Here is a 23038-nt window from a genome sequence, read left to right on the forward strand (position 1 = left end):
GGGAGCGTCCGGCGTTGTGCACGCACAGGAACAGCACGATCGGCCGCCCGTCGTGTTTCCCCTCCACCCGGGCCAGGGCGTGCAGCCGCTGGCGGGCGAACCGCTCGGCCAGCAGCGGCAGGAAATTGGCCACCGCGGCCTTGCCGGCGAACTGGTCGTAGCTGGTGTGCAGGAACCGCTCGATCGTCTCGGTGCCGAACGTCCCGTCGAAGTCCTCCTGGAGCCGCCGCGCGGCGGTGGTCAGGGCGAGCCGCTGGTCGATCGTGAGGTCCTCGCGCTTGTAGGTGCTGGGCATCGTCTCGCTCCCGCCGTCTGTATCGATGAGACTCAATATTGACAATCATCGATGCACAGGTGGGCGAACGGCAGATGAACGATCCGTGCCGGTGTGCCGCGCCGGGTGCCCCGTTTCACGAACGGCTACGCCGGCCCACCACCGACGCCAGGCTTTCTGGCCAGCTCGTACGCGAAGCCGACCACATCGGCGAGACGGCCGTCGACCCCGATACAGATCGGACTGGAACCTGACCTCGCCGCCCACAAGACCACCATCGCCCGACGCGGCCGCTCAATTGGCCACTCGGAAGCTCCCAATGCTCAGGAAGTAGTCTCCGTAGGCCCCCGGGTAGAGGCTGGTCACCAGCCCGGCCGTGCAATCCGGGGAGAGGTACAGGCAGATCACGCTGTCGGTGACCGCGCCAGTGTTCGCACACCCGCCGCCGCCCTCGGAGGTCGAACACTTACATCACCCGTTCGGAACTGTACGTGTTTCCCCGGATACCCTGCGCCATCAATCGTGAGTGACGATGCGACTACGCAAAGTGATGCGGCGACCGCCCCCTCAACGGCGAGCGCCACTACCCACGGGGAGAAGATAGTGAGAATCCACCACCTGCTCGGCACGGCCGTCGTCGGCGCCGGTCTGCTCGCCACCATCGGCGCCGGTGCCGCCCACGCCGACCAGGCGTCCCGCCCGGCCACCGTCGCACAGCAGTCGGCCGCCGCGCCCTGCGGCACCGAGTGCCGGACGGGCTTCCGCCAGGGCTACCGCGACGGCTACCAGGACTGCCTGCGCGACACCCGCCGCGTCCCCAACCACCGGGGCCACTTCGGCGAGTGGATCCGCGGCTATGAGATGGGCTACCAGCGCGGCTTCTACGCCTGCGGCTGACGGCTCCGGCCGAACCGATCTGATCTGACCAGATCCGCTTCGGCCTCCCCGACCGGCCCGGCGCGAACCGGCGCGCCCCGGTTCCCGCCGGGCCTTTGTCCTGCGCAGCAAACCACCGTCGGAATCAGGCCGCCGAATCGAGCGTCCACAGCGACGCCATGGGCAATGCCTTGAGCCGATCGCCGAACGGCAGAGCCTGCTCCCCCGTATAGAGGACGAAGCCCGCGCGGAACCTCGCGCCCAGCCGGTCGGCGAGAACGAGCCCGACCTTAGGAAGAACGGCCGAGCGCGGAGCGAGGACCATTAGGCGCGCGGCAGCGCCGGAGGCGGGGGCGACGGCCCGCAGGATGGGCAGGCGGCCGATCCTGGGAAGGGGCCTTGGAGCCGGTGCCGTAACGGCGAGACGCGGCGCGTTCGGAAAGCGCCGGGAATCAGGGCGGCGCCGGGCACGGGCGTGCGGCCGAAGGGGGCTTGCCGTACATGGGCCCGCGCCGCACAAGATCGCCGTACACGGGCCCGCGCCGCGCGGGCTTTCCAGACACGGGCCCACCGGCAGAGGGTCGGACTAGTCGATGACGGCGGTGGCTTCCACCTCGACCAGGAGGTCGGGCTCGGCGAGGGCGGATACGCCGATGCCGGTCAGGGGGGCCACCGGGGTGATGCCGAGTTTGGCGGCGGCGCGGGCGACGCCCTCCGCGAAGATCGGCAGCTTGTCAGGGGTCAGGTCGACCGCGTAGACGGTCAGTTTGGCCACGTTGTCGAAGGAGGCGCCGACCTCGGCCAGGGCCGTGCCGATGTTGAGGTAGCACTGTTCGACCTGGGCCGCGAGGTCGCCTTCGCCGACCTTGTTACCGTCGGCGTCGCGGGCGATCTGCCCGGCGATGAAGATCAGCTTCGAGCCCGTCGCGACCGCGACCTGCCGGTAGATATCGACTTTCGGGAGCCCATCAGGGTTCACCAGATTGATAGCCATACCTACCCTCTATCCAAATTTCCGGCGGACCGTGGCGCTCAGCCCAAGTCCCACAGCAGCCGGTAGTAGGCGATCCGCTCCCGATCCGGCGCGACCCCATACGCTTCATAGAGGACGTCGGCGTACCCCGGCCCGTAGTCCCACTCCGTGCTCCACGCCGCCACCGCCAGGTCGGCCCAGCGGTCGGCCAGGCCGAGCGAGCCGAGGTCGACGTGCGCGGCGAACGTGCCGTCGTCGTGCAGCAGCGTGTTGGGCGCGCAGGCGTCGCCGTGGCAGACGACGAGCCGGTCGATCGGCGGCGGGTCGCCTATGCGCGCGCGGGCGTCGGCGAGGGCGAGGTGCTGGTGTTCCGGCGACCAGTCGGCCGGTCCTTCGCCGTCGGCAATGCGCTCGTCGGCGCGGGCGAGCCGCCGTTCGACGCTCCACTCGAACGGGCATTCCTCGACCGGCAGGGTTTCGTGGAGCACGCGCAGCCCGACCCCGATCGCCGCCGCCGCGGTCGCCGGGTCGGCGGTCCAGCGGGTGTCCACGGCCGAGCGGCCGGGCACCGTGACCGTGAGCAGCCATGCGCCGTCGGCGTCGGAGCCCTGCTCGATGACCTGCGGGACGGTCACCCACTTCCGTGCCCACGCCAGCCGTTCCGCCTCGCCCGGCAGGTCGATCTCGGGCGTGCCGGTCGCGGTCCACTTGACGTATCTGGTGCCGCCGCGCGCGTCCTCAAGCCGGAACGTCAGCCCGCCCAGTTCGTTGCGCCACACGGGAACGATGGTGTCGCCCCCGGCCAGTGTCGTCACGATGGCGGGAACGGGCACCGGGCCGGTCGGGATCTCGGCGATGACAGGAGCACTCATGAAACGAGATTCTCTCAAGCGGACCCGTGCGGTTCACAACGGTTTTTCCGTTCAGCAGGCGGCGAGAGTGTGTCGCAGCCGCTCGGCATAGGCGCGTGGGTGGCTGGTGTTGCCGTTGTGGCCGCCCGGGAACTCGACGAAGCCGCATGAACGCAGTCGACCTGTTCCTGCTGGGCCGCACGCTGATGAAGATCGGCGAGGAGGCGCTTCCCACCGAGGGCATCGGCGACCAGCCGGGCAGCGCTGCTGGAGGAACTCGCCGGCCACCTGACCCCGCAGGCCCTCGCCGGGCTACGCGGCCGAGTGCCCCGCGCCCACCAACGCGCCCACGAACGCGCACCGGCCCGCCGCTAGGCTCCCTTGATCGATTCCATTCCAGCCCAGGAGAAGATCGACCGATGGCACACCTGACACCCGCCGCACGCGCCCTGATCGACGCTCCCGAGTTCGCCACCGTGGCGACGATCGAACCGGACGGCCAGCCGCAGCTCTCCGTGATCTGGGTGAAGACCGACGGAGACGACGTGCTGTTCTCCACCGTCGCCGGTCGCCGCAAGCACACCAACCTGCTCCGCGACCCCCGCGCCACCGTGATCGTCTACTCCCGCACCGACCCCGGCCGCTACGTCGAGGTGCGCGGGCACGCCGTTCTGGTGGACGACCCCGACAAGTCGCTCATCAACGAACTGAGCCACCGCTACGAGGGCATCGACTTCCAGGACGCGCCCGGCAACCAGCGGGTCATCGTCCGGGTCACCCCGGCCAAGGTCGTCACTCGCGAGCTCTGACCTCGTATTCCGTGCGGGCGGGCTCGTCGTCTCCCGCCCAGATCATGATCAGGAGGCGTTGCAGCCCGCCCGCACGGTCGAAGTCCGGCTCGGCGTAGTGGAAGCGCAGCCGGTAGTCCCCCTTGCCGTGGAAGGCCAGGTCGGGCAGCACGGGTTCGCCCATGTCGCGGAACTCGATGTCCCCGGTGAGGCTGCGGTAGCCGAGTTCGACCACCTTGTCCCAGCCCTCGGTCTCCACGGGGGGCCGCCGCCGGTAGGTCTCCATCCGCACGCACGTCACCGTGTCGGAGTAGACGACCAGCCCGATCGAGCCGGGCCACGCCCGCACCAGGTCGTCCGGGATGTCATCGGGGATCTCCTCGGTGGGACTGTCCCAGGTCTCGACGACGCCGTGGTCCGTCCACAGTCTGCCGTCGCGCACCCGCGCAGGCTTGATCCGGGGCCGGTGCCGCATCGCCGTACGGCAGGCGCGGATCTCCTGGTCGTTGGCATGGCGGCGTTCGTCGGCCTCCTCCACCGCGAGCACCTCCTGGTACTGCGCGGCGCGCGGGCAGATGGCGGGCAGCGCGGGCGCCACGTCGAACCGTTCGCGGTCGCTCGCCGTCCGGTACATCACGTCCCGCCCGCCGTTCGTGAGGCGCTCGCACAGGTGACGGCCGATGGCGATGATCGCGCGGTCAGAGGCTCGGGACCATCCCTCCCGGTTCGCGGCCCGCACGGAGCACACGAACGCCGGCTCGCCCTTGGCCCCGTCGCACTCCCCCTCCGTGATGACCTGCCGCACCGGCCCTCCGCCGGCGGCAGGCAGCAGGACCAGCGCGGCCAGCACCGCCCCCGCGAGCACGATCCGCCGCAGGACGGCGAAGCGCCGCCCGCCGTACCAGGGAACGGTCCGGGGAGGCCGTGGCGGCCGGACGGCCGCGAGCACGCACAACGCCGCCACCAGCGGCGGCAGGTAGACGGTGGACAGCAGGTGCGCCCCCGCCCAGCCGCCCCAGTACCCGAAGCAGTACCGGTCGACCACCATGTCCACCGCGAACCCGAGCGGCCGGACACCGTAGACGAGGATCAGCAGAGCCGCCAGCACCCGCGCGACGATCCGCCCCTGCAGCGCCCCACCGAGCCGCGCGGCGGCCAGATGGACGGCGAGCGCGAGGGCCAGGACCGGCAGCCCCGCGTATCTGAAGACCGGCGACACCCCGTATACCAATTGGGTCACGGCGGTGAACTCGCCCGAAAGATCATCACCCGGGCAGTAGGCGTAGGAGAACGTCCCCGCGAACGCGATCTTTTCTCTGACCTGTGCATACGTGGCGGCGCCCGCCGCCACGACGAACGCGGCCGCCCACCATAACCACGACTTTCGCGACATGTCGCGACACAGTAGCGCTTATCCGCCCAAAGAACCTTTTCGTCAGGACTTGACGGATGAGCGATTACGTTTCACCATATTCCCTATCAGCACAGTAGGTATACTAGGAAGGGGATGTTGTGCGCGCGCTCATCCTCCTGGGCCTCGTCGGCCTAGCGGCACAACTCGTCGATGGCAGCCTCGGCATGGCCTACGGCGTTACTTCGACCACGCTGCTTCTCGCCATCGGCACCAACCCCGCGGCCGCCTCGGCCACCGTCCACCTCGCGGAGATCGGCACCACGCTGGCCTCCGGCATCTCGCACTGGCGCTTCAACAACGTCGACTGGAAGGTCGTCGCCAAGATCGGCATCCCGGGCGGCGTCGGCGCCTTCGCGGGAGCCACCTTCCTGTCCAGCCTGTCCACTGAGATCGCCGCGCCGGTGATGTCGCTCATCCTGCTGGCACTCGGCGTCTACATCATCATCCGGTTCACCGCGTTCGGCCTGCCCCGGGGCAACCTGGGCAAGCCGCTGCGCAAGCGCTTCCTCACCCCGCTCGGCCTGGTCGCCGGCTTCGTGGACGCCACGGGCGGCGGCGGCTGGGGCCCGGTCGGCACGCCCGCCATCCTGGCCAGCGGCCGTCTCGCGCCCCGCAAGGTCATCGGCTCGATCGACGCCAGTGAGTTCATCGTCGCCATCGCGGCCAGCATCGGCTTCTTCGTCGGCATCGGCGGGGAGAACATCGACTTCGCCTGGGTCGGCGTGCTGCTGCTCGGCGGCGTCATCGCCGCGCCCATCGCCGCCTGGCTGGTCCGGCACATCCCGCCGCGCATCCTCGGCTCGGCCGTCGGCGGCGTGATCATCCTGACCAACGTGCGGACCATCCTGCGCAGCGACTGGGTGGACGCCTCCACCGGCGTGCAGACCTTCGCCTACATCGCCATCGCCGTCATCTGGGTCGCGGCGATCGCCTACTCCGTCCGGCAGTACCGCGCCGACCGCGACCGCGAGTCGGTCGAGGCCGTCGAGGCCCAGCAGCGCGCCAGCCAGGAGCGGCCCGAGGAGCCCGTCGCCTCCTGAGAGCGAATCCGCTGAAGGGCCCGGCCGTTGGGGGAAGTGGCCGGGCCCTTTCGCGTCGCGTCCCGTCAGTAGGTGATCACGGGATCCGGGACCGGAGCGGCGGCGACGCCCCTGCCACCCGAGGCATCGGGGCCGCGCCTGGCGTGCCGGGCCAGCATCCAGGCGTTGAGCACGACGAGCCCCGCGAACAGGCCGGTGAAGACGAAGAAGGACAGCCGCGTCTGGCCGGGCGTCAGATCCGACAGCGCCTGCTCGGTGGTCAGCCTCCCGTAGACGACCCACGGCTGACGCCCCATCTCGCGCAGGACCCAGCCGCCGATCATCGCGAGGTACGGCAACGGCACCGCCGCGATGAGCAGCACGTGCCACACCCGCAGCCGCCGCACCGCCCACGGGAAGAACATCAGCACGAAGCTCACCACCGACACCAGGAACATCACCCCGAACGCCGTCAGCATCACCGTCCCGCCCGCCTGCACCGCCCCCAGCGGCGGCACGTAGTCGCCGGGCCCGTTCGCGGCCACGAACGCCTCCTGCAGCCTGGCGATGTCCGAGGTCTGCCCCCCGAAAGCGGCGAGCTTCATGTCCTGCGCGGTCTCGAAGTGCACCCCGCCCAGGGTCGCGGTGAGCAACAGCCCCGGCAGGGTCATCCCGACGCCCACCCGCAGCGAGCGGCGGAACAGCTCCTGCTCGGCCGTGCGGCGGAACAGGTGGTAGGCGCTCACCCCGGCCAGGAAGAACCCCGCCACCACCACCGCGCCGAACACGATGTGGCCGAACGCCACCAGCGCGGCCGGGTTGGTGTAGACGGCGAGCGGATCGGTCAGCCGCATCCGGCCGTCCACGAGTTCGTAGCCCACCGGATGCTGCAGCAGGCCGTTGGCCACCATGATGAAGTACGCGGAGACGTAGGCGGTGAGCGTGACCACCCAGATCGCCGCGAGGTGGACCCACCGGTTCAGCCGCCCCCAGCCGAAGATCCACAGCCCGAGGAACGTGGACTCGACGAAGAAGGCGAGCAGCGTCTCCAGGGCCAGCGACGCGCCGAAGGTGTTGCCGGTGTAGTCCATCAGGCCGCCCCAGTTCAGACCGAACTGGAACTCCATCACCAGGCCGGTGACGATGCCGACGGCGTAGTTGATGACGTAGAGGCGTCCCCAGAACCGGGCCATCCGCAGGTGGACCTCGCGGTGACGGCCGATCGTGGCCCGGGTGTGCGTCACCGCGACGACGATCGCGAGCCCGAGCGTCAGCGCCACGAACAGGAAGTGGCCCCCGGCGGTGAGCGCGAACTGCGCGCGGGCGAAGTCGAGCGTGCTGTCCATGCCCATGAGCGTGGCCGCACGGTACGGCCGGGCGCGTCCCGCCTGGGCTGGTCTTTCGCGTACTCCCCCAGTTGGCGCGGCGGCGTCCGCCGTACGCCCGTGGCGTTACACGACCGGCCTTCGGCCCGCCGTAATGAGGAGACCCGCCGTCATGAGGAGATCGGGATCCTGGCGGACACCCGGAAGCCGCCGTCCGGGGCGGGGCCCGCGTCCAGGGTGCCGCCGAGGGCGGTGGCGCGTTCGCGCATGCCGGTGATGCCATATCCCGGGACGGCCGGCGCCCCGCTGCCCTCGTCCTCCACCACGATGCGCAGCTCGCCGTCCGCACGGCCGATCCGGACCGTCGCGGTCGTGACACCCGAGTGCCGGGAGACGTTGGTGAGCGCCTCCTGCACGATGCGCATCGCGGCCAGGTCCACGTTCGCGGGCAGGTCGCCGAGGTCGTCGCCGGTGACCTCCGTCCGCACGTCGAGCCCGCTGCGGCCGACCAGGTCCGGCAGCCCGGCGAGGCCCGGCCGGGGCTCGCCGTCCGCCTGCCGCAGCACGCCGAGCGTGGCGCGCAGCTCACGAAGGGTCTCCCGGCTGGTCTCCTTGATCGCGCTCAGCGCGGGCGCCGCGTCCTGCGGCCGGTCCGCGATCCGGTGCAGGGCGGCCCCGGCCTGCACGTTGATCAGGGACAGGTTGTGGCCCAGTACATCGTGCAGGTCCCTGGCGATGCGCAGCCGTTCCTCCACCGCCCGCCGCCTGGCCTCCTCCTCCCGGGTGCGCTCGGCCTCCGCGACCCGGCGTTCCGCCTCCCCGAGGTAGGCCCTGCGGTTGTGGCTGACGCCGCCCATCGCGACGCACGCGGCCATCCAGCCGCCGAGCAGCGCGAGCAGGCTGTCGTTCACGTGCCGCTGGTTCCCCGCGACCTCGCCGAGCCCCATGGCCAGCAGCCCCGCGACCGCGACCACGACCGCCATCAGCACGTGCCCCTTGTCGGCGGCGGTGTAGAGGGCGCCGAACACGGCCAGGATCATCGGGCCGTCCACCGAGGAGTACGGGTAGTAGAAACCGCAGCCCAGAGCCGTCACCACCAGGACGGCGAGCGGGAACCGCCGCCGCTGGGTGAGCGCGGCGGCGACCACCGCCGGCACGAGGTAGTCCCAGGCGGAGACCGGCACCCCGGCCTTGATCACCATGAACGTGGCGGTCCCGCCGAGCACGCCGACGACCAGCACGATGGTGAAGAGAGTTTGGCGTTTTTTGAGGAGATTTGCCGGGATCCGCACACAACGCACTCTAGCCAGGCCACCGCTTTGCCCGGCCCGGCCAGGACGCCGAGACGGGCCGCGGTGACGCGCCAAGCGGCATTTGGACGGCGAAGGCACTGTTGACGAGCGGCTACTCTCCTACGTGCGGATACGTTCCCGCACGCTCGCGGCGTGCGTGTCCGGGACCGAGAACACAAATAAAGCACCGCTCCCTCATCCGTCACGAGGACGCCTCCCGGCCCCCGGAGCACGCCGGGAAGGTGGCGTCGCGCACGGATGCGGGGTTCTGACCGGCGAAGATGTGACATCCGGGAATCGGGACTGCCTGGTACGGCGTTATACGTCAATACCTGAAGTGGGACCCGCGTGTCTGGCATGGCAGATCCGGGTCCGGTCGCGCCAGGAGGTACTGTGTCGCCTGCCCGTTCGAGTCGTTCGTCGACTGCGACTACCACGCAGCTCGCCGAGCCGATCGCCGAGTCCGAAGAGGCTCGGACAGCAGAGCCCGCCGGACCCGAGGACGAGGAAACCCTCGTCCTGCTGGATGGCGATGACGACATCGGCGACGACGGCGAGCCCATCGCACAGATAGCCGCCGCGGTCGGGGCCACCGCCGACCCGGTCAAGGACTATCTCAAGCAGATCGGCAAGGTCTCCCTGCTCAACGCCGAGCAGGAGGTCGAGCTCGCCAAGCGCATCGAGGCCGGGCTGTTCGCCGAGGAGCAGCTCGCCGAAGAGAAGCAAACCCTACCGGTGGACGTGCGCGCGGAGCTGGAGTGGATCGCCGAGGACGGCCGCCGCGCCAAGAACCACCTGCTGGAGGCCAACCTCCGGCTGGTCGTCTCACTGGCCAAGCGCTACACCGGGCGCGGGATGCTGTTCCTGGACCTGATCCAGGAGGGCAATCTCGGGCTCATCCGCGCGGTGGAGAAGTTCGACTACACCAAGGGATTCAAGTTCTCGACCTACGCCACCTGGTGGATCAAGCAGGCGATCACCAGGGCGATGGCCGACCAGGCGCGCACCATCCGGATCCCGGTGCACATGGTCGAAGTGATCAACAAGCTGGCTCGCGTGCAGCGGCAGATGCTCCAGGACCTCGGGCGCGAGCCCACCCCAGAAGAGCTGGCCCGCGAGCTGGACATGCCACCGGAGAAGGTGGTCGAGGTGCAGAAGTACGGCCGTGAGCCGATCTCCCTGCACACCCCGCTCGGCGAGGAGGGCGACAGCGAGTTCGGCGACCTGATCGAGGACTCCGAGGCCATCGTGCCGGAGGACGCGGTCAGCTTCGCACTGCTGCAGAAGCAGCTCCACTCGGTGCTGGACACGCTCTCTGAGCGCGAGGCGGGCGTGGTCTCCATGCGGTTCGGGCTGACCGACGGCCAGGCCAAGACGCTCGACGAGATCGGCAAGGTCTACGGGGTGACGCGCGAGCGCATCCGGCAGATCGAGAGCAAGACGATGTCCAAGCTCCGCCACCCCTCCCGCTCCCAGGCCCTTCGCGAGTACCTCGAATAACCGACCCCCGACATCGAGCTTTCTCCGAGGCTCGCGGCGCCGTACCGATCAGGGCGCCGCGAGCCTCGGCATGTCCGGGTCAGGCGCGGCAGATCAGCTCGCCGCTCGGGAGGGACAGCCAGCCGTCCGGGTCGGCGGCCCAGGCCCGCCACCCCTCCGAGATGCGCCGCAGATCGGCCTCGGTCGCCGCGCCGGTCGCGACGGCCTGCGCCGCCATGTCGGAGCGCAGCACCCGGTCGGCCCACATGCCGCCCCACCACGCACGGTCCTCCGGAGTGGCGTAACACCAGACCGAAGCGGTGGGGGTGACGTCGGCGAACCCGGCCGCCCGTGCCCAGGACAGCAGCCGCCGCCCCGCGTCCGGCTCACCGCCGTTGCCCCGGGCGACCCGCTGGTAGAGGTCGAGCCATTCGTCCAGCTCGGGCAGCGGCGGGAACCACGCGAAGGCCGCGTAGTCGCTGTCGCGGACGGCGACCACCCCGCCCGGCCGGCACACCCGCCGCATCTCGCGCAGCGCCGTCACCGGATCGCCGACGTGCTGGAGCACCTGGTGGGCGTGGACGACGTCGAAGGAGTCGTCGGGGAAGTGGAGCGCGTGGACGTCGGCGATCACGAACTCCACCCCCTGGCCCTCCTGGTCGCGCCGGGCGGCCTCCGCCCTGGCCAGTTCGAGCGCGTCGGCGGTGACCTCCACGGCGGTGACCCGCCCGGGGGCGATCCGCGCGGCCAGGTCGAGCGTGATGGTGCCCGGACCGCAGCCGACGTCCAGCAGGGTCATCCCCGGCCGCAGGTGCGGCAGCAGGTAGCCCGCCGAGTTCTCCGCCGTGCGCCATCGGTGTGACCGCAGCACCGACTCGTCATGGCCGTGCGTGTAGACGGCGTCAACGCCCATAGCACCCTCCTCGCGACAGTTCGCTCAACAGGGACACTAATCGGTCAGTCCATATTCTGGGAATCGCATCTCACTATATGGAATACACCGTAGCCAGATCGGCCCGCAGCCGCTCCGCGTCCGTGAACAGCACGCCCTCGATGCCGAGCTCCCTGGCCGCCTCGACGTTCTCCGCCCGGTCGTCGATGAACACCACCTCGCCGGGCTCGGCCCCCAGCCGCTCGCACACCTCCTGGTAGACGCGCGGATCCGGCTTCGCCCGCCGCAGGTCGGCACTGAAGAACCGATGCGCGAACCGCGCCGCCCAGGGCTGCCCGTCGATCAGGCGGGCCATCTCCGGCGGCGCGTTGGAGAGCAACGCCAGCGGCACCCTGCGGTCGGCCAGCTCGGTGAGCACCGCCATGGTGCCCGGATTGAGGTACATCCACATCGCGAGATCGAGCGCCAGCAGCTCATCGAGCAACGCCGGGCCCGCCGTACGGCCGAGCCGCCCGCACACCTGCCCCCAGTAGCCCGCCGCGTCGACCAGCCCGAGGTCGTAGTCCTTGCGCCTCTCCCAGTAGACCTCCCAGAACGCCTCCCCCTCCGTTCCGACGGCACGCATCAGCGCGGCGGACTCACGCTCCCCCGGCGGCTCGCAGATGACCCCGCCGAAGTCGACCCAGACCCAGCTCATCGCAGCTCCTCTCGATATCTCACGTCTATCATGTGAACTCGCACATCATCAATGTGCATTCTGGTGCGGGGCCGGGGCGTCGCGGGTGTATGACATATCGGGGCATTGACCTTTGCGGCTCTCGCGGGGCGCGGACGGCGGTGACAATGGAGGCCACCGGCCATTCAGGGTCACCCGAGCGGTTCGCAGGGGGTTCTCATGAGCGAGATCGCGCCCGGCGTCTGGGACATCGATCTCGGACGCGTCCACGCCTACCTGGTCCGCGACGACGACGGCCTGATCCTGATCGACTCCGGTCTGCCCGGCCGCGCCGACACGATCGAACGGGCCGTGTCGGGCACCGGTCACCGTCCCGACGACCTGCACACCGTCCTGGTCACCCACCGGCACGGCGACCACATCGGCTCACTCGCCGAGGTGCGCCGGCGCACGGGGGCGCGCATCGTCGCGGGCGCCCTCGACGCGCCCGTCGTGGACGGCTCGATGCCCGAGCCCAAGGGCAGCCTCCCGGCCCGCCTGCTGGGCAGGCTGATGCCCGCCGTCGAACCGGTCCCGGTCGACGCGCTCATCGACACCGGCGACGAGACCCCGGTCGCGGGCCTCACCCCGCTCCACACCCCCGGCCACACACTCGGCCACATCTCGTTCCTGCTCGACCGCGCCGGCGGCGTCCTTTTCGTCGGCGACGCCGCCGTCAGCAGGCGAAAGGGCATCGCCCGCCCGCCCCGTTACCTCAACGACGACATCGCCGCCACCGAACGCAGCCTTCGCGGCCTGGCCGAACTCGACTTCGAGTTCGCCTGTTTCGGCCACGGTAGGGTGATCAAGGGCGGTGCCACCGACCGCTTCCGCGAATATGCCGTGCGAAGCTGACTCCATGCCGCCGCGCTCGTCATGGCCGCCCGATGATCCGCGCGATCAGCGCCGCAGTGGCCCAAAGGCCAGGGCGGCGCGGCAGTGCCCAGAGGGTCGGTATTAGACCGGCCTCAAACCACCAAAAATGCCCTGTATTAAATCCCATGGAGACCCATCGGGATTCACCGGGCCGCACTTCCGGGAGCCGTCCGACGTGGATTCGCCACAATCTTCGAGACAACCCCCGGCATAGCTCCAGGTCATTGGCCGTCTGTCCGTTTCTTCACTTCTTGTCCGGCCGACCTATACCCGATGCCGAACCCTCGTTCACGTAATGACAGATTTAATGATTTAGCTATACGATCGCCGTTCGTGGCCGGAGTCGACCTTTCAACAACCCGATTAGCCAACGACCTGTTCTTCGCCATGCATGACAACGTGTCCGGCCGGATGAGGCTTCATGCCCGCCTGACCGGCTTGGGGTTGGCCGCCGCCATCCTGGGAGAGCTGATGCTCGCCGGGCGGACGACCTTGGCATCGGCGGCGGGGCGGACACGGCTCGTCGTTCTCGACGCGACGCCGCCCGCCGACGCGCTCACCAGGACCGCCCTGGACCACATCATCGCGGAACCCTCACATCGATTCCGCACCTGGTTGCAGTTCCTCGCCCGTACGGCGGCCACCGACGTGGCGGCCCGGATGACCGCCGACGGGCTGCTGCGCCCGTCCGCGGTCAGACGGCTGTCGCGGAGGCAGGCACCGGTCAACGTGAACATCGCGGCGCTGCCCAGGGGACGCGTCAACCTGGCGATCCAACGCGATGAGCCGCTCAACGTCCAGGACAACGTCCTGCTGGGGCTGCTCGTCGCGACCGGAGGCAGCCGGCTCGTCCTGTGGGAGCAGAACCGGAGATACGTCTCCGATGCGATCGCCGCCCTCCCGGCGCCGCTTCAGGAACTGATCGCGCAGACCGAGGCGGCCGTAGGCGACTCCACCATCAGCCCCCGATGAACCAGCCCCCCTCATCACAAGGATGCCAATGTCAGTGACAGAACGAAGGGCCAGCGCCGTTTCCGCCGCGCTCGCCGAGGACCGTCTCGGTGTCCCATCGGTGATGTTCTTCGTCATCTCGGCGGCGGCGCCGCTGACTGTCATCGGCGGCTCGGTGACCGCCGCCTACGCCGCGACCGGCGTGACGGGCGTGCCACTCGCCTACCTCCTGATCGGGGCCATCCTGGGTCTGTTCGCCGTCGGCTACGTGACGATGGCCCGTTACGTCGTCAACGCGGGGGCGTTCTACGCGTACACCGCGAGAGGACTCGGCAGGCCGGTGGGGGTGGCGACCGCGTGGGTCGCGTTGCTGGCCTACAACCCGCTCCAACTGGGTCTCTACGGCATGATCGGTGCGGCGGGCCAGCCGCTGATCGACGACTGGTTCGGATTCGCTCCGCCGTGGTGGGTCATCGGACTGGTCGCCTGGGCGCTGACCGGGGTGCTCGGCCTCATGCGGGTCGACGTGAACGGGAAGGTCCTGGCAGTCCTGCTGCTGACGGAGATAGCCATCGTCGTCGTGTTCGACATCGCGGACCTGATCAACCCGGCGGCCTCGGGCTACAGCCTGGATGTCTTCGCCCCGTCCAGCCTTTTCGTCCCCGGGGTCGGTGCGGTGATCGCGATCTGCATGGCGTCCTTCGCGGGCTTCGAGTCGTCGGTGGTGTTCTCCGAGGAGACCAAGGACCCGAGGCGCACGGTGCCGATCGCGACCTATGTCGCACTCGCCGTCATCTCCGGACTCTACGCCGTTTCGTCCTGGGCGATGACCGTGCCGATCGGCTCGGACAAGATCGCCGAGGCCTCACGGCAGCAGAGTTCGGCCCTGTTGTTCAACCTGGCCGGGCAGCATCTGGGCGCGACCCTCGCCACCATCGGCTCCCTCCTCTTCGTGACGAGCCTCTTCGCCGCGCTGATCGCCTTCCACAACACGATCTCCCGGTACATCTTCGCCCTCGGCAGGGAGCGGGTTCTGCCCGAGGCCTTCGGTCGTACTTCCCCCCGGACCGGTGCGCCGATCAACGGCTCGCTGACGCAGAGCGTCATCGCGCTGGCCACGATCGTCATATACGCGGTCCTCGGCCTGGATCCGGTCGTCCAGCTCTTCTTCACCGTTGGCTCGTTCGGCGGCCTGGGCCTGCTCATACTGCTCGCGGCCACCTCCATCTCCGTGTTGGTCTTCTTCGCCAAGAACCACCACGAGGAGAACGCCTGGCGGGCCAGGATCGCCCCGGGCGTCTCCTCGGTCCTGCTGATCGTGGTCATCGCGCTCGTCATAGCCAACTTCGACGTCGTGCTCGGCGTGGCGCCCGACTCCCCGCTGCGCTGGATCATGCCCTTCGTCTACGTCGTCGCCGTGGGGCTCGGCGTCATCTGGGGACTCGCCCTGCGGGCCAACCGGCCACAGGTGTACGCGAACATCGGGAGGGGCGCCCAGTCGGCCCTGGGAGGGACCGAATGACAGAGATCATTCGCGTTCAGCACGGTCCCGGAGTCGCCGAGACCATCGGCGCGATCATCGCCACCTCCTTCCACGAGCAGGAGATCTCGGCCTGGACGATCCCACCGGACGACGACCGCCGCCGCGTGATGCCCCCCTTGTTCTCCATGGCCGCCGAGAGCGCCCTCGTCCACGGCGAGGTCCACGCGACGGCCGACATGTCCGCCGTGGCCGTATGGTTCCCCAACGGGGCCGAGCCGCTTCCCGAGTTCCCCGGCCGGGACGCCCGGGTGGAGGCGTTCGCCGGTCCCCACACGGAGCGCATCAGGCGGATGGAGGAGGAGATGGGCAAGCGCCACCCACAGGACCCGCACCACTACCTGGCGTTCCTCGCGGTGCTCCCTGGGCACCAGGGGCGGAGGACGGGGACCCGGCTGCTCGCGGACTACCACCGCAAGCTCGACGAAGCGCGCATGCCCGCGTATTTGGAGGCCAGCAGCACCCGCAGCCGCAGGCTCTACCTGCGCCACGGCTATCAGGACCTCGGCGACCCGATCTTCATGCCCGACGGCCCGCCGATGTTCCCGATGTGGCGCCCTTCCAGATCGGCCGCTTCGGCGCGCCTGACGTCCTGACCATCGCTGAGGCGTGGGCCTGACCATCACCGAGGCGCCGACACCTCGCCCGCTGAAGGGCGAGGTGCCGCCACGCCTGAGCTATGGGATCTCGTGCGTCGCGCGGGCCGGATTCGAACCGGCGATCTCGGGCTTATGAGGCCCGCGGGGACGGCCGGACTCCCCTACCGCGCGCAGCAAACGGAAAAACAAAAAAGCCGCCTGGGTGGCATCCCGGGCGGTCGCGGCAAATCCTCCGCTCAGAGGTCTACCGGATGACCTGCCGGGACGCGATGAACTTACGGACACGCATCACCTGCCAACGGCGATAGCGATTCCGCAAGTGGTTCATTACGCGTCGCACCTCTTGATCCCTTCCGCACGGCGACACCGGAAATCTGGTATCGCGTTCTCGGTTCACCTTCAACATTAACCCACATTTTCAGAAATGCCACCAATTTTATCCCGCCTCTGGATCTCAAGTCCGAGCGAACCGGTCAAACGACCATAAATCCGACATACACTGTCCGACGTGGGCAGGCGCTGGGTCAGCGACGACGGGCACGAGATCGAGGCGATCGTCCTCGACGCGTGCCCCCTGCTCCGCGTCGACCGCCGCTACGGCGGCCACCGCTACCACGTCGGCTACTTCCCCACCGTGGAAGCACTGGCCATGATCGTCGACATCGCCACCCTCACCGAGATCATCGACTTCCCCCGGCGTCCCGCCTGAGCGCCGCCGGAGCGCCGTGCGGGGACCACCTCCAGCACGCCCGCCGTCCCCCTGCCAGTGCCACTCCCCGCCGATGAGCTCACCGCGACAGCGTGACCTCGGGATAGCGCGGATCCGCCCCGTCGAACAACGTGGTGGGCCGCCCCTTGAGGTGCAGGTCGAAGAAGGCCGCCAGGTAATCGCGCTGAGCCGTCACCGACCGGGAGGGGGCGATCGTGCCGACGAAGTCCCTCATCCCGGGCACGAGCACCTGAAGGTCGGTGAAGGAGCCGTGCGCCGCCCCGGCCAGCCGTACCTCTCGCTTCCACCCCGTGGTGGCGGTCCAGAACGACTTCCAGCTCGGGTCGCCCGCCCGGGTGTGTTCCTGCGCGGCGAACTGCAGGATCGGCTTGCGCGCTCCCGTCCGGGCGACAGGGCCGACGTAGGACCCGTCCAGGTTGACGGCCGCGTCCACGCGGCGGTCGTCGCGGGTGAGCTGGGCGGCGACGGAGCCTCCGATGGACTGCCCGAGGATCCCGACCTTGGACAGGTCCGCCACCCCGCTCAGCCCGTCGATCCGGCCGATCCGGCCGAGGACGAACCGCAGGTCGGCGAGGCGGATCTTGGAGTGGGTGCGGAGCAGCCTGGCGATGACGGCCGGCGTCAGCTTCGCCGGCAGCGGCACCGCCCGCTCGACCCGGCCGCCGGGGAACTCGACCTGGTCGGCCTCGTAGGTGTGGTCCACGGTGATCACCAGGTAGCCGCGACCGGCCAGGTCTTCGACCAGAGCCGTGCCGAGGGTCCGGGGGCCGCCGTCCCCCGGTGTGAACAGCACGACCGGCAACCGCCCGGCGGTGCGGTCGATGGGCGCGTCCTGACGGGCGTGAGTCGTGGTGCCCGCCCAGTCCAGGGTGCCCGCCTTGATCCCCATGCCGGGCGCCGAGCGCTTGTCCCAGTCGGCCGCCGCCTTCGGTGCCATGTGCGGGGCGAAGGGTCCGTGGGACGGCGCCGCCGGATACCAGATGCTCACCATCAGCTCGCGGTACGGCTTGGCCTTGACCAGCGGGTCGCGACGGGACGAGTCCACCAGACGCACCGCGCGGGTACCGATCCGGTAGGTGCCGGTAGGAGCGGGCAGCGTGAGCTTCCGGGGCCGGACGGTCGCGTCCGCCGCAGGAGTCGTGGCATCGGCCGCGACGGGCGCGGCCATCGAAAGGACACCCGCGGCCAGGACCAAGCCTGCGGCGGCGGTCGCACGGCGAGCGGGGAAGTGAATGGACATGAGTCGGCTCCGTTCCGGTCGATGACGATGCGTCAATGGCGACGAACCGGAGCCTCGCAGCGCCGACACCCGCCGCACGAGCGCCCACAGACCGAACGGACCGTACGACTTTGGAGCTGACCCTCCTCCCTCAGGAGGAGCGGATCGCCGCTGGCAGGTGCCTTAGTGTGGCCGAATGAACGCTCGGCCGCGGCTGCCGGACGCCCTGCTCGCCGCCGCGATCTGCCTCCTCACACTCGGTCCCGGACAGGTGTTGCCGGGCGGCCTGGGAATGGTCGCGCTCCAGGCGGGGCTCACGCTGCCACTGGTGTGGCGACGGCGTGTGCCGCTCACGGCGTTCGGCGTGATCGCGACGGTGGCGGCGATCCAGTGGCTGGCCGGGGCGCAGTTGCCTGCCGACGTGGCCCTGCTGGTCGCCCTGTACACGGTGGCCGTCCACAGCACGTGGCAGTACACGCTCACGGCGGCGACCGTGGTCGAGGCCGGGGCCGTCCTGGCTTCGGTGCGGTGGGCACCGGACGGGCAGGCCGTCCTGTCGGTCGTGGCGCTGACGGCGATGAGCGCGGTCGCGGTGGCCACCGGCCTGCACCAGAGGACCCGCCGCGCCTACCTGACGGCCCTGGAGCGCGACCGCGACCAGCGGGCGCGGCTGGCGGTGGCCGAGGACCGGGCGCGGATCGCGCGGGATATGCACGACATTGTCACGCACAACCTCTCCGTCATGATCGCCCTGGCCGACAGCGCCCACTACGTCCGCGACACCGCCCCGGACAAGTCCGCCGCGGCCATCGGCCAGATCGCGGAGACCGGCCGGCAGGCCCTGGCCGACATGCGCCGCAGCCTCGCACCGCCAGACGCGGACGACAGAGCCACCGATCACCGGCCGCGATCAGGAGAGTTGCACCCCGCGCCCGGCCTGGCCCAGTTGCCCGAGCTGGCGGGTCGGCTGCGCGCCGCCGGGCTGATCACCGACCTCCAGGTGCACGGCGAGGCCGTCCGGATCCCGGCCGCCACCCAGCTCACGGTCTACCGGCTGGTGCAGGAGGCCCTGACCAACACCCTGAAACACACCACGCCCGGCACCCTCGCGGTGGTCCGCATCGATCTGTCCCCCGAGGCCGTCACCGTGGAGATCACCGACAACGGCACCGCCCGGAAGTCCCATGGCGCAGGGCACGGGCTCCAGGGAATGCGCGACCGCGTCGCCGCCCACGGCGGTTCCTTCAGGGCAGGCCCCCTCCCGGCGGAAGGCTGGCAGGTGTCCGCCCGACTCGACCTGGCCCTGGACCTTGACCGGAGCCGCACATGACAGTGCGAGTCCTGCTGGCCGACGACGAGCACCTGCTGCGCATGGCCTTCACGATGATCCTCGACGCCCAGCCCGACCTGTCCGTGGTGGGTGAGGCCGCCGACGGAGCCGAGGCGGCGGCGATGGCCAGACGGCTGCACCCCGACGTCGTCCTGATGGACGTCCGGATGCCCGGCACGGACGGCATCGAGGCCACCCGCCGGATCGTCCGGGACTGCCCGAGAACCCGAGTCCTCATCCTGACCACCTTCGACCTCGACGAATACGCCTTCGCCGCCCTCAAGGCGGGCGCCTCCGGCTTCCTCCTGAAGAACACCCGCCCCGACGACCTGCTCACCGCGATCCACACCATCGCCTCCGGCGACGCGGTGGTATCGCCCAGAGTCACCCGCCGCCTGCTGGAGACCTTCGCCCCACAACTCCTCAACGGCAGCGCCCAGGGCCAGGACAAACGCCTTGACCTGCTGACCCCCCGCGAGCGCGAGGTCCTGATCCAGGTGGGAAGGGGCCTGTCCAACACGGAGATAGCCGCGGCTCTGCACCTGTCCGAGGCCACAGTGAAAACCCACCTAGGCCGAATCCTGGACAAACTCCAACTCCGCGACCGAGTCCAGGCCGTCGTCTTCACCTACGAGTCCCGCCTGATCCACCCAACCTGACGGCTAGAGCGACCAACCCACCGACCAAAGGCATGGCCCTCGCTGCGCTCGGACGCTCTTCTCGGATCGGGCTCCGCCCGACGCCAGGGCCCCCCGTTGATCACCTGGATCTCACGGGTCACCCTCCAACGCCGTGCTCCGCGACCTCATCCTAGGAACGGCTTCATACGTTCCTCATCGAGGGCGTGACGGATGCGCAGGCGCTGTGTCGGGTGCATGTCCAGCGTGCCGATCTCCGCAGGCGGTACCCATCGAACCTCGCGTGCCTCATCGGTAGCGCGGGCCGTCCCGCCGGTCGGGCGAGCGTGCAGGCACACGTTGAACTGCTGACGCACCTCGCCGTCGCTGTAGGCGATCACATGCCGGGGATCGCTGTAGACCCCGACCAGGCCCACGATCTCCACGGTGACGCCGGTCTCCTCGGCCACCTCCCGGGCCACCGCCCCGGCGATCGTCTCGCCGACGTCCATCACTCCCCCCGGCAGCGCCCATCGGCCGTTGTCACGACGCCGATGCAGCAGCACCCGCCCTTTGCCGTCAACGACCACCGCCGAACCACCGGGCACGATCGAGTTCGGCATCGGCGCATCGGGATCGTCGTAGTAGTCGGTCCGCGCCATGCCGCGTCTCTACCCCCGGTTTCTAACCCTCAAGCGGTCGCGTGCTCTGCCAAATGTCCTCGAACTGGTCGGTGTACTGAGTGAAGATGCCGTACTCCGACAACCGTCGCATATGTAGCGCAGGATGCTGGTAGCCACGGGCTCGGTAGAGGTACGGGGTGACGATGATTTGATCGTCGAAACGGTAGATCGCCGAGTAGAGATGAATCTGGTGGAGCCCGATCTGTACGCCGTCCAGGTTCTTTACGTCGTGCAGATGGTTCAGGGCATTGCGGATTCGTCCGGGCAGTGTTCCGCCGAGCTGCTCAAGGTCGTCTCGCTCTGCCACGTGCGCACAGTTCGGATCGGCGAGTGCGACGCGCACACAAGCCCCAGTCGAACACTTCTCTTCGATGAGACGGGGCAGATTGATGTGTTGCTCCCAGATGAACAGGAAGCTGTATCCGACGATATCAATCCGCTCTTTTGTGCCCAGTAGGAGCGAGTTCCAAATTTCGTGTGGAATGTCCGCACGGTGCGCGTACGCGCCCACGATCTCACTCGTCACGATCCCGCCCGGCCCTTGATCAGGACGCGTCGTCGGCCACAACGCGCCCTCCTCCTCTCCCAGGCGACGAGCGACGGCGAGGCGGTTGTTGCGATGCGGTATCCGGCCTTCGATCCAGCGGGTGACGGTCTTGACATCCACACCGGCGGCTTCGGCGAGATCTGTTCGGCTGACGCCTGTCCGGAGGATCGCAGTCCGCAGGCGGTCGTTCACGAGGGGCATGGTGCGTTTATAGCGCCTGAGGACGTCCCGGAAACGTCACTTGAGGACGTTCTCGCGTCCCGTTCACCCGTAGAAACTGGAGACATGCATCGGCGGCGTCTACCACGCAACATGCGTGTAAGGAAGTTGTCTCCTAAATGCACCTAGGTGACATAGAGCGGCTAAAGCGTTGTTGGTGCCTCAAGCTTCCTTTTCCGCAGGAGGAGCGCGTTCTATGGGAAATGTCGATTCGGGCCCGAACGTCGGTACTATCGGGTCTGCTGCTTGCGGCGATGATGATCTCCTTTCGGTTTGGGAGGTCGAGTCCGGTTGCGCGGGGGCGAGCGGGGTGAGTGAGTCCGAGGCCGTCGCCGAGGAGGCCATGCTGGCCGCGCTTCACGGGTTCCGTCGTGGTCGCGGCCGGGTGCGGGTGGCGAGGCTCGTGCCGATTCGGTCCGGTGTCGTCTATCGGTACGGCGCGACGTTGGTGACCGCGCACCGTACCGACGGGGCGACCGTGGTGGTGGCGGGGGACGCCTGGGAGGTCGCCCCATGAGCGAGTGCAGCGGTAGGAGGGTGCCGCCACGCCGTACGGCACGGGCGGCCGGTGCCCGTGGACCCGTAGGCGCGGGCAGGCGGGCGGACTCGTTCCTCGGCCGGGCGCACACGGCCTGCCCGCCTCCCCTTGGACGCGCGGTGGCCACACCGCCGCGCGACACGAGAGCACACCGCTCTCGTGTCATCGGCGCGGACGGACCGGGCATCTGCTCCGTCCCGGCCCGTCCGCGCCCCCTGCCGGAGGGGGTGAGCGGTCGTGGATGACCTGACGGTGCGCGACCGGGCGCATCTGACGGCTTTGGAGTCGACCTTCCCCGGCTGGAGGATCACGGTCGAGGACGGCGGGTGGCATGCCGTACGGCACAGCCCGCCCACCGAGGTTCAGCGGGCGGCTGGGCTGGTCGAACACCTGAGTCGGCCGTCCCCGATCGAGATGTCGGCCGCGCTGGCGGCCCAGCTCGGCATTCTCGTCCGCATGGGAGCCGCCTGACCGTGGGCCAGCGTGTTCGGCCGGGATCGCCATTTATCTGGCGTGAACATCAGGTCTGCGTACAAGTCCCCGCCGGAGCCGGTCCGCCGGAGCCGGTCCGGCGGGGCCCTGAGGTCCGGCATGGTTCCAGTCGAACGCGATGGGCGATGAGGACGTCGCGGTTGGTGAACACCTTGGCGTACACATGGTGGAGACCCCTCGTGGGGGCGATGAGGACCCCAATGCAAAGGTGCAGGTCAGCGGTCGTCTTTCGCCTGAGGGAGAGGCGATTTGCAGTGAGCCTCCGGTCGTGCAGAAAACCCGGGAGGTCTGCTGCAGAACCATGATCACCTTGAGCATCGAGACCGCCTTGGTGGCAGGGGCTACGGTACCCGGCCCGGTACGGAGGAACCACGGGCGCGCGCTGGCGAAAGGCTGCCAGCCCCCATGAACGCGCCGCGTCGAACACATCGATGCAATGGCAGCTCGACGCTTCGTCTCGGTCACGTGTCCAGCCGATCGACCAGTGGCGCAAGCGTCGGGCGGAGCCCGACATCGGAGGAAGAGGGCCGAGCGGAGCGAGGGCGGTTGGGCGCGCGGAGCGCGGGCCCGCCGGAGGCGGGGGCATCGCCCCGGAGGGGCGGTGGGGGTGGTGGGTGGGTAACGGTGAGAAAGCAATGGCACGGACGGCGAGCCCGAGGAGGGCCCTTGTCGGCCGGTGCCGTAACGGTGAGGGGGTGGACGCTCGGTGAGCGCCGGTGGTGGGGGCGCGGTGGGTACGGGCGTCGGGCCGGAGTGGGCCTGCCGTACACGGCGCAGGCCCGCAGGCTAGACGGAGGCC

24 protein-coding genes, 1 tRNA gene and 1 pseudogene are annotated in these 23038 nt (G+C 69.5%); 13 read left to right on the plus strand and 13 right to left on the minus strand.

Annotation, left to right across the window (positions count from 1 at the left end):
• Positions 1 to 295: pseudogene (locus tag P3X83_RS34510) on the minus strand (arsenate reductase ArsC); the annotation flags it as partial.
• 582 nt (positions 296 to 877) lie between these two features.
• On the opposite strand from P3X83_RS34510, the gene P3X83_RS34515 reads away from it, so the two are divergent.
• Positions 878 to 1171: a hypothetical protein gene (locus tag P3X83_RS34515; protein WP_277309535.1), complete on the plus strand. Its 294-nt coding sequence runs from the start codon at positions 878 to 880 to the stop codon at positions 1169 to 1171.
• Positions 1172 to 1295: 124 nt separating this feature from the next.
• Here the strand turns inward: P3X83_RS34515 and P3X83_RS34520 are convergent, their stop codons facing one another.
• The 3 genes from P3X83_RS34520 to P3X83_RS34530 all read right to left on the minus strand — a co-directional run bounded on the left by P3X83_RS34520 (position 1296) and on the right by P3X83_RS34530 (position 2995).
• On the minus strand, positions 1296 to 1475 hold the full coding sequence (locus P3X83_RS34520; protein ID WP_277309536.1) for a hypothetical protein: 180 nt from the start codon (positions 1473 to 1475) through the stop codon (positions 1296 to 1298).
• 261 nt (positions 1476 to 1736) lie between these two features.
• Positions 1737 to 2144 carry a Rid family hydrolase gene (locus tag P3X83_RS34525; protein ID WP_277309537.1) on the minus strand — a complete coding sequence of 136 codons (408 nt, stop codon included), beginning with the start codon at positions 2142 to 2144 and terminating at the stop codon, positions 1737 to 1739.
• A 38-nt stretch (positions 2145 to 2182) separates the two neighbouring features.
• A complete protein-coding gene (locus P3X83_RS34530; protein WP_277309538.1) occupies positions 2183 to 2995 on the minus strand; it encodes an aminoglycoside 3'-phosphotransferase in 813 nt (270 codons plus the stop codon).
• 398 nt (positions 2996 to 3393) lie between these two features.
• On the opposite strand from P3X83_RS34530, the gene P3X83_RS34535 reads away from it, so the two are divergent.
• Complete coding sequence (locus P3X83_RS34535) at positions 3394 to 3783, plus strand: PPOX class F420-dependent oxidoreductase (protein ID WP_277309539.1); 390 nt, start codon at positions 3394 to 3396, stop codon at positions 3781 to 3783.
• On the opposite strand, the gene P3X83_RS34540 is transcribed toward P3X83_RS34535, so the two are convergent.
• Positions 3767 to 5155, minus strand: coding sequence for a hypothetical protein (locus P3X83_RS34540; RefSeq protein WP_277309540.1), 1389 nt, complete (start codon positions 5153 to 5155; stop codon positions 3767 to 3769). The two genes, P3X83_RS34535 and P3X83_RS34540, sit on opposite strands and share 17 nt — an antisense overlap.
• Positions 5156 to 5274: 119 nt before the next feature.
• Here P3X83_RS34540 and P3X83_RS34545 point away from each other — a divergent pair, with 119 nt between their 5' ends.
• Complete coding sequence (locus P3X83_RS34545) at positions 5275 to 6216, plus strand: sulfite exporter TauE/SafE family protein (RefSeq protein WP_277309541.1); 942 nt, start codon at positions 5275 to 5277, stop codon at positions 6214 to 6216.
• A gap of 65 nt (positions 6217 to 6281) precedes the next feature.
• Here the strand turns inward: P3X83_RS34545 and P3X83_RS34550 are convergent, their stop codons facing one another.
• Both P3X83_RS34550 and P3X83_RS34555 read right to left on the minus strand, forming a co-directional pair.
• Entirely contained in the window at positions 6282 to 7541 is a 1260-nt protein-coding gene (locus tag P3X83_RS34550) for a cytochrome ubiquinol oxidase subunit I (RefSeq protein ID WP_277309542.1), read from the minus strand.
• A 149-nt stretch (positions 7542 to 7690) separates the two neighbouring features.
• A complete protein-coding gene (locus tag P3X83_RS34555) occupies positions 7691 to 8812 on the minus strand; it encodes a sensor histidine kinase (protein ID WP_277309543.1) in 1122 nt (373 codons plus the stop codon).
• A gap of 393 nt (positions 8813 to 9205) precedes the next feature.
• On the opposite strand from P3X83_RS34555, the gene P3X83_RS34560 reads away from it, so the two are divergent.
• Positions 9206 to 10312: an RNA polymerase sigma factor gene (locus P3X83_RS34560; RefSeq protein WP_277309544.1), complete on the plus strand. Its 1107-nt coding sequence runs from the start codon at positions 9206 to 9208 to the stop codon at positions 10310 to 10312.
• Positions 10313 to 10391: 79 nt separating this feature from the next.
• Here P3X83_RS34560 and P3X83_RS34565 read toward each other — a convergent pair whose 3' ends face one another.
• Entirely contained in the window at positions 10392 to 11204 is an 813-nt protein-coding gene (locus P3X83_RS34565) for a methyltransferase domain-containing protein (RefSeq protein WP_277309545.1), read from the minus strand.
• Positions 11205 to 11277: 73 nt separating this feature from the next.
• Positions 11278 to 11880, minus strand: coding sequence for an HAD family phosphatase (locus P3X83_RS34570; RefSeq protein WP_277309546.1), 603 nt, complete (start codon positions 11878 to 11880; stop codon positions 11278 to 11280).
• 198 nt (positions 11881 to 12078) lie between these two features.
• Between P3X83_RS34570 and P3X83_RS34575 the strand changes: the two genes are divergently transcribed.
• From P3X83_RS34575 to P3X83_RS34590, 4 genes are all read left to right on the plus strand, one after another.
• Positions 12079 to 12753 (plus strand): MBL fold metallo-hydrolase, encoded by a 675-nt coding sequence (locus tag P3X83_RS34575; RefSeq protein ID WP_277309547.1) that lies wholly within the window; start codon positions 12079 to 12081, stop codon positions 12751 to 12753.
• Between the two features lie 354 nt (positions 12754 to 13107).
• A complete protein-coding gene (locus tag P3X83_RS34580; protein ID WP_277309548.1) occupies positions 13108 to 13746 on the plus strand; it encodes a GPP34 family phosphoprotein in 639 nt (212 codons plus the stop codon).
• 28 nt (positions 13747 to 13774) lie between these two features.
• Positions 13775 to 15247 (plus strand): APC family permease, encoded by a 1473-nt coding sequence (locus tag P3X83_RS34585; protein ID WP_277309549.1) that lies wholly within the window; start codon positions 13775 to 13777, stop codon positions 15245 to 15247.
• Positions 15244 to 15861, plus strand: a complete 618-nt coding sequence (locus P3X83_RS34590; RefSeq protein WP_277309550.1) for a GNAT family N-acetyltransferase — start codon at positions 15244 to 15246, stop codon at positions 15859 to 15861. Before P3X83_RS34585 ends, P3X83_RS34590 begins: the two co-directional genes overlap by 4 nt.
• A gap of 98 nt (positions 15862 to 15959) precedes the next feature.
• Here P3X83_RS34590 and P3X83_RS34595 read toward each other — a convergent pair.
• A tRNA-Met gene (locus tag P3X83_RS34595) sits at positions 15960 to 16035 on the minus strand.
• Between the two features lie 337 nt (positions 16036 to 16372).
• Here P3X83_RS34595 and P3X83_RS34600 point away from each other — a divergent pair.
• The gene (locus P3X83_RS34600) at positions 16373 to 16573 is read left to right on the plus strand and encodes a hypothetical protein (RefSeq protein WP_277309551.1); all 201 of its coding nucleotides are present in this window, start codon (positions 16373 to 16375) and stop codon (positions 16571 to 16573) included.
• Positions 16574 to 16652: 79 nt separating this feature from the next.
• Here P3X83_RS34600 and P3X83_RS34605 read toward each other — a convergent pair whose 3' ends face one another.
• On the minus strand, positions 16653 to 17834 hold the full coding sequence (locus P3X83_RS34605) for a lipase (protein ID WP_277309552.1): 1182 nt from the start codon (positions 17832 to 17834) through the stop codon (positions 16653 to 16655).
• 175 nt (positions 17835 to 18009) lie between these two features.
• Here P3X83_RS34605 and P3X83_RS34610 point away from each other — a divergent pair, with 175 nt between their 5' ends.
• Both P3X83_RS34610 and P3X83_RS34615 read left to right on the plus strand, forming a co-directional pair.
• Complete coding sequence (locus P3X83_RS34610; protein ID WP_277309553.1) at positions 18010 to 19143, plus strand: histidine kinase; 1134 nt, start codon at positions 18010 to 18012, stop codon at positions 19141 to 19143.
• A complete protein-coding gene (locus P3X83_RS34615) occupies positions 19140 to 19802 on the plus strand; it encodes a response regulator transcription factor (protein ID WP_277309554.1) in 663 nt (220 codons plus the stop codon). Before P3X83_RS34610 ends, P3X83_RS34615 begins: the two co-directional genes overlap by 4 nt.
• Before the next feature lie 146 nt (positions 19803 to 19948).
• On the opposite strand, the gene P3X83_RS34620 is transcribed toward P3X83_RS34615, so the two are convergent.
• Positions 19949 to 20422, minus strand: coding sequence for an NUDIX domain-containing protein (locus P3X83_RS34620; protein ID WP_277309555.1), 474 nt, complete (start codon positions 20420 to 20422; stop codon positions 19949 to 19951).
• A gap of 22 nt (positions 20423 to 20444) precedes the next feature.
• Entirely contained in the window at positions 20445 to 21182 is a 738-nt protein-coding gene (locus P3X83_RS34625) for a hypothetical protein (RefSeq protein ID WP_277309556.1), read from the minus strand.
• Between the two features lie 337 nt (positions 21183 to 21519).
• On the opposite strand from P3X83_RS34625, the gene P3X83_RS34630 reads away from it, so the two are divergent.
• Together P3X83_RS34630 and P3X83_RS34635 are read left to right on the plus strand one after the other, a co-directional pair.
• Positions 21520 to 21726, plus strand: coding sequence for a hypothetical protein (locus P3X83_RS34630; protein WP_277309558.1), 207 nt, complete (start codon positions 21520 to 21522; stop codon positions 21724 to 21726).
• Between the two features lie 258 nt (positions 21727 to 21984).
• The gene (locus P3X83_RS34635; RefSeq protein ID WP_277309559.1) at positions 21985 to 22218 is read left to right on the plus strand and encodes a hypothetical protein; all 234 of its coding nucleotides are present in this window, start codon (positions 21985 to 21987) and stop codon (positions 22216 to 22218) included.
• Positions 22219 to 23038 lie beyond the last annotated feature (820 nt).

The sequence above is a fragment of the Spongiactinospora sp. TRM90649 genome, assembly GCF_029382225.1.
Lineage (GTDB): Bacteria > Actinomycetota > Actinomycetes > Streptosporangiales > Streptosporangiaceae > Spongiactinospora.

Excerpts from the sequence above, each read along its gene's own strand:
- P3X83_RS34535 (WP_277309539.1), top strand. The coding sequence starts at position 3,394 with ATGGCACACCTGACACCCGCCGCACGCGCCCTGATCGACGCTCCCGAG.
- P3X83_RS34530 (WP_277309538.1), bottom strand. The coding sequence starts at position 2,995 with ATGAGTGCTCCTGTCATCGCCGAGATCCCGACCGGCCCGGTGCCCGTT.
- P3X83_RS34540 (WP_277309540.1), bottom strand. The coding sequence starts at position 5,155 with ATGTCGCGAAAGTCGTGGTTATGGTGGGCGGCCGCGTTCGTCGTGGCG.
- P3X83_RS34585 (WP_277309549.1), top strand. The coding sequence starts at position 13,775 with ATGTCAGTGACAGAACGAAGGGCCAGCGCCGTTTCCGCCGCGCTCGCC.
- P3X83_RS34520 (WP_277309536.1), bottom strand. The coding sequence starts at position 1,475 with ATGGTCCTCGCTCCGCGCTCGGCCGTTCTTCCTAAGGTCGGGCTCGTT.
- P3X83_RS34575 (WP_277309547.1), top strand. The coding sequence starts at position 12,079 with ATGAGCGAGATCGCGCCCGGCGTCTGGGACATCGATCTCGGACGCGTC.
- P3X83_RS34620 (WP_277309555.1), bottom strand. The coding sequence starts at position 20,422 with ATGGCGCGGACCGACTACTACGACGATCCCGATGCGCCGATGCCGAAC.
- P3X83_RS34565 (WP_277309545.1), bottom strand. The coding sequence starts at position 11,204 with ATGGGCGTTGACGCCGTCTACACGCACGGCCATGACGAGTCGGTGCTG.
- P3X83_RS34550 (WP_277309542.1), bottom strand. The coding sequence starts at position 7,541 with ATGGACAGCACGCTCGACTTCGCCCGCGCGCAGTTCGCGCTCACCGCC.
- P3X83_RS34570 (WP_277309546.1), bottom strand. The coding sequence starts at position 11,880 with ATGAGCTGGGTCTGGGTCGACTTCGGCGGGGTCATCTGCGAGCCGCCG.
- P3X83_RS34590 (WP_277309550.1), top strand. The coding sequence starts at position 15,244 with ATGACAGAGATCATTCGCGTTCAGCACGGTCCCGGAGTCGCCGAGACC.
- P3X83_RS34525 (WP_277309537.1), bottom strand. The coding sequence starts at position 2,144 with ATGGCTATCAATCTGGTGAACCCTGATGGGCTCCCGAAAGTCGATATC.
- P3X83_RS34610 (WP_277309553.1), top strand. The coding sequence starts at position 18,010 with ATGAACGCTCGGCCGCGGCTGCCGGACGCCCTGCTCGCCGCCGCGATC.
- P3X83_RS34615 (WP_277309554.1), top strand. The coding sequence starts at position 19,140 with ATGACAGTGCGAGTCCTGCTGGCCGACGACGAGCACCTGCTGCGCATG.
- P3X83_RS34605 (WP_277309552.1), bottom strand. The coding sequence starts at position 17,834 with ATGTCCATTCACTTCCCCGCTCGCCGTGCGACCGCCGCCGCAGGCTTG.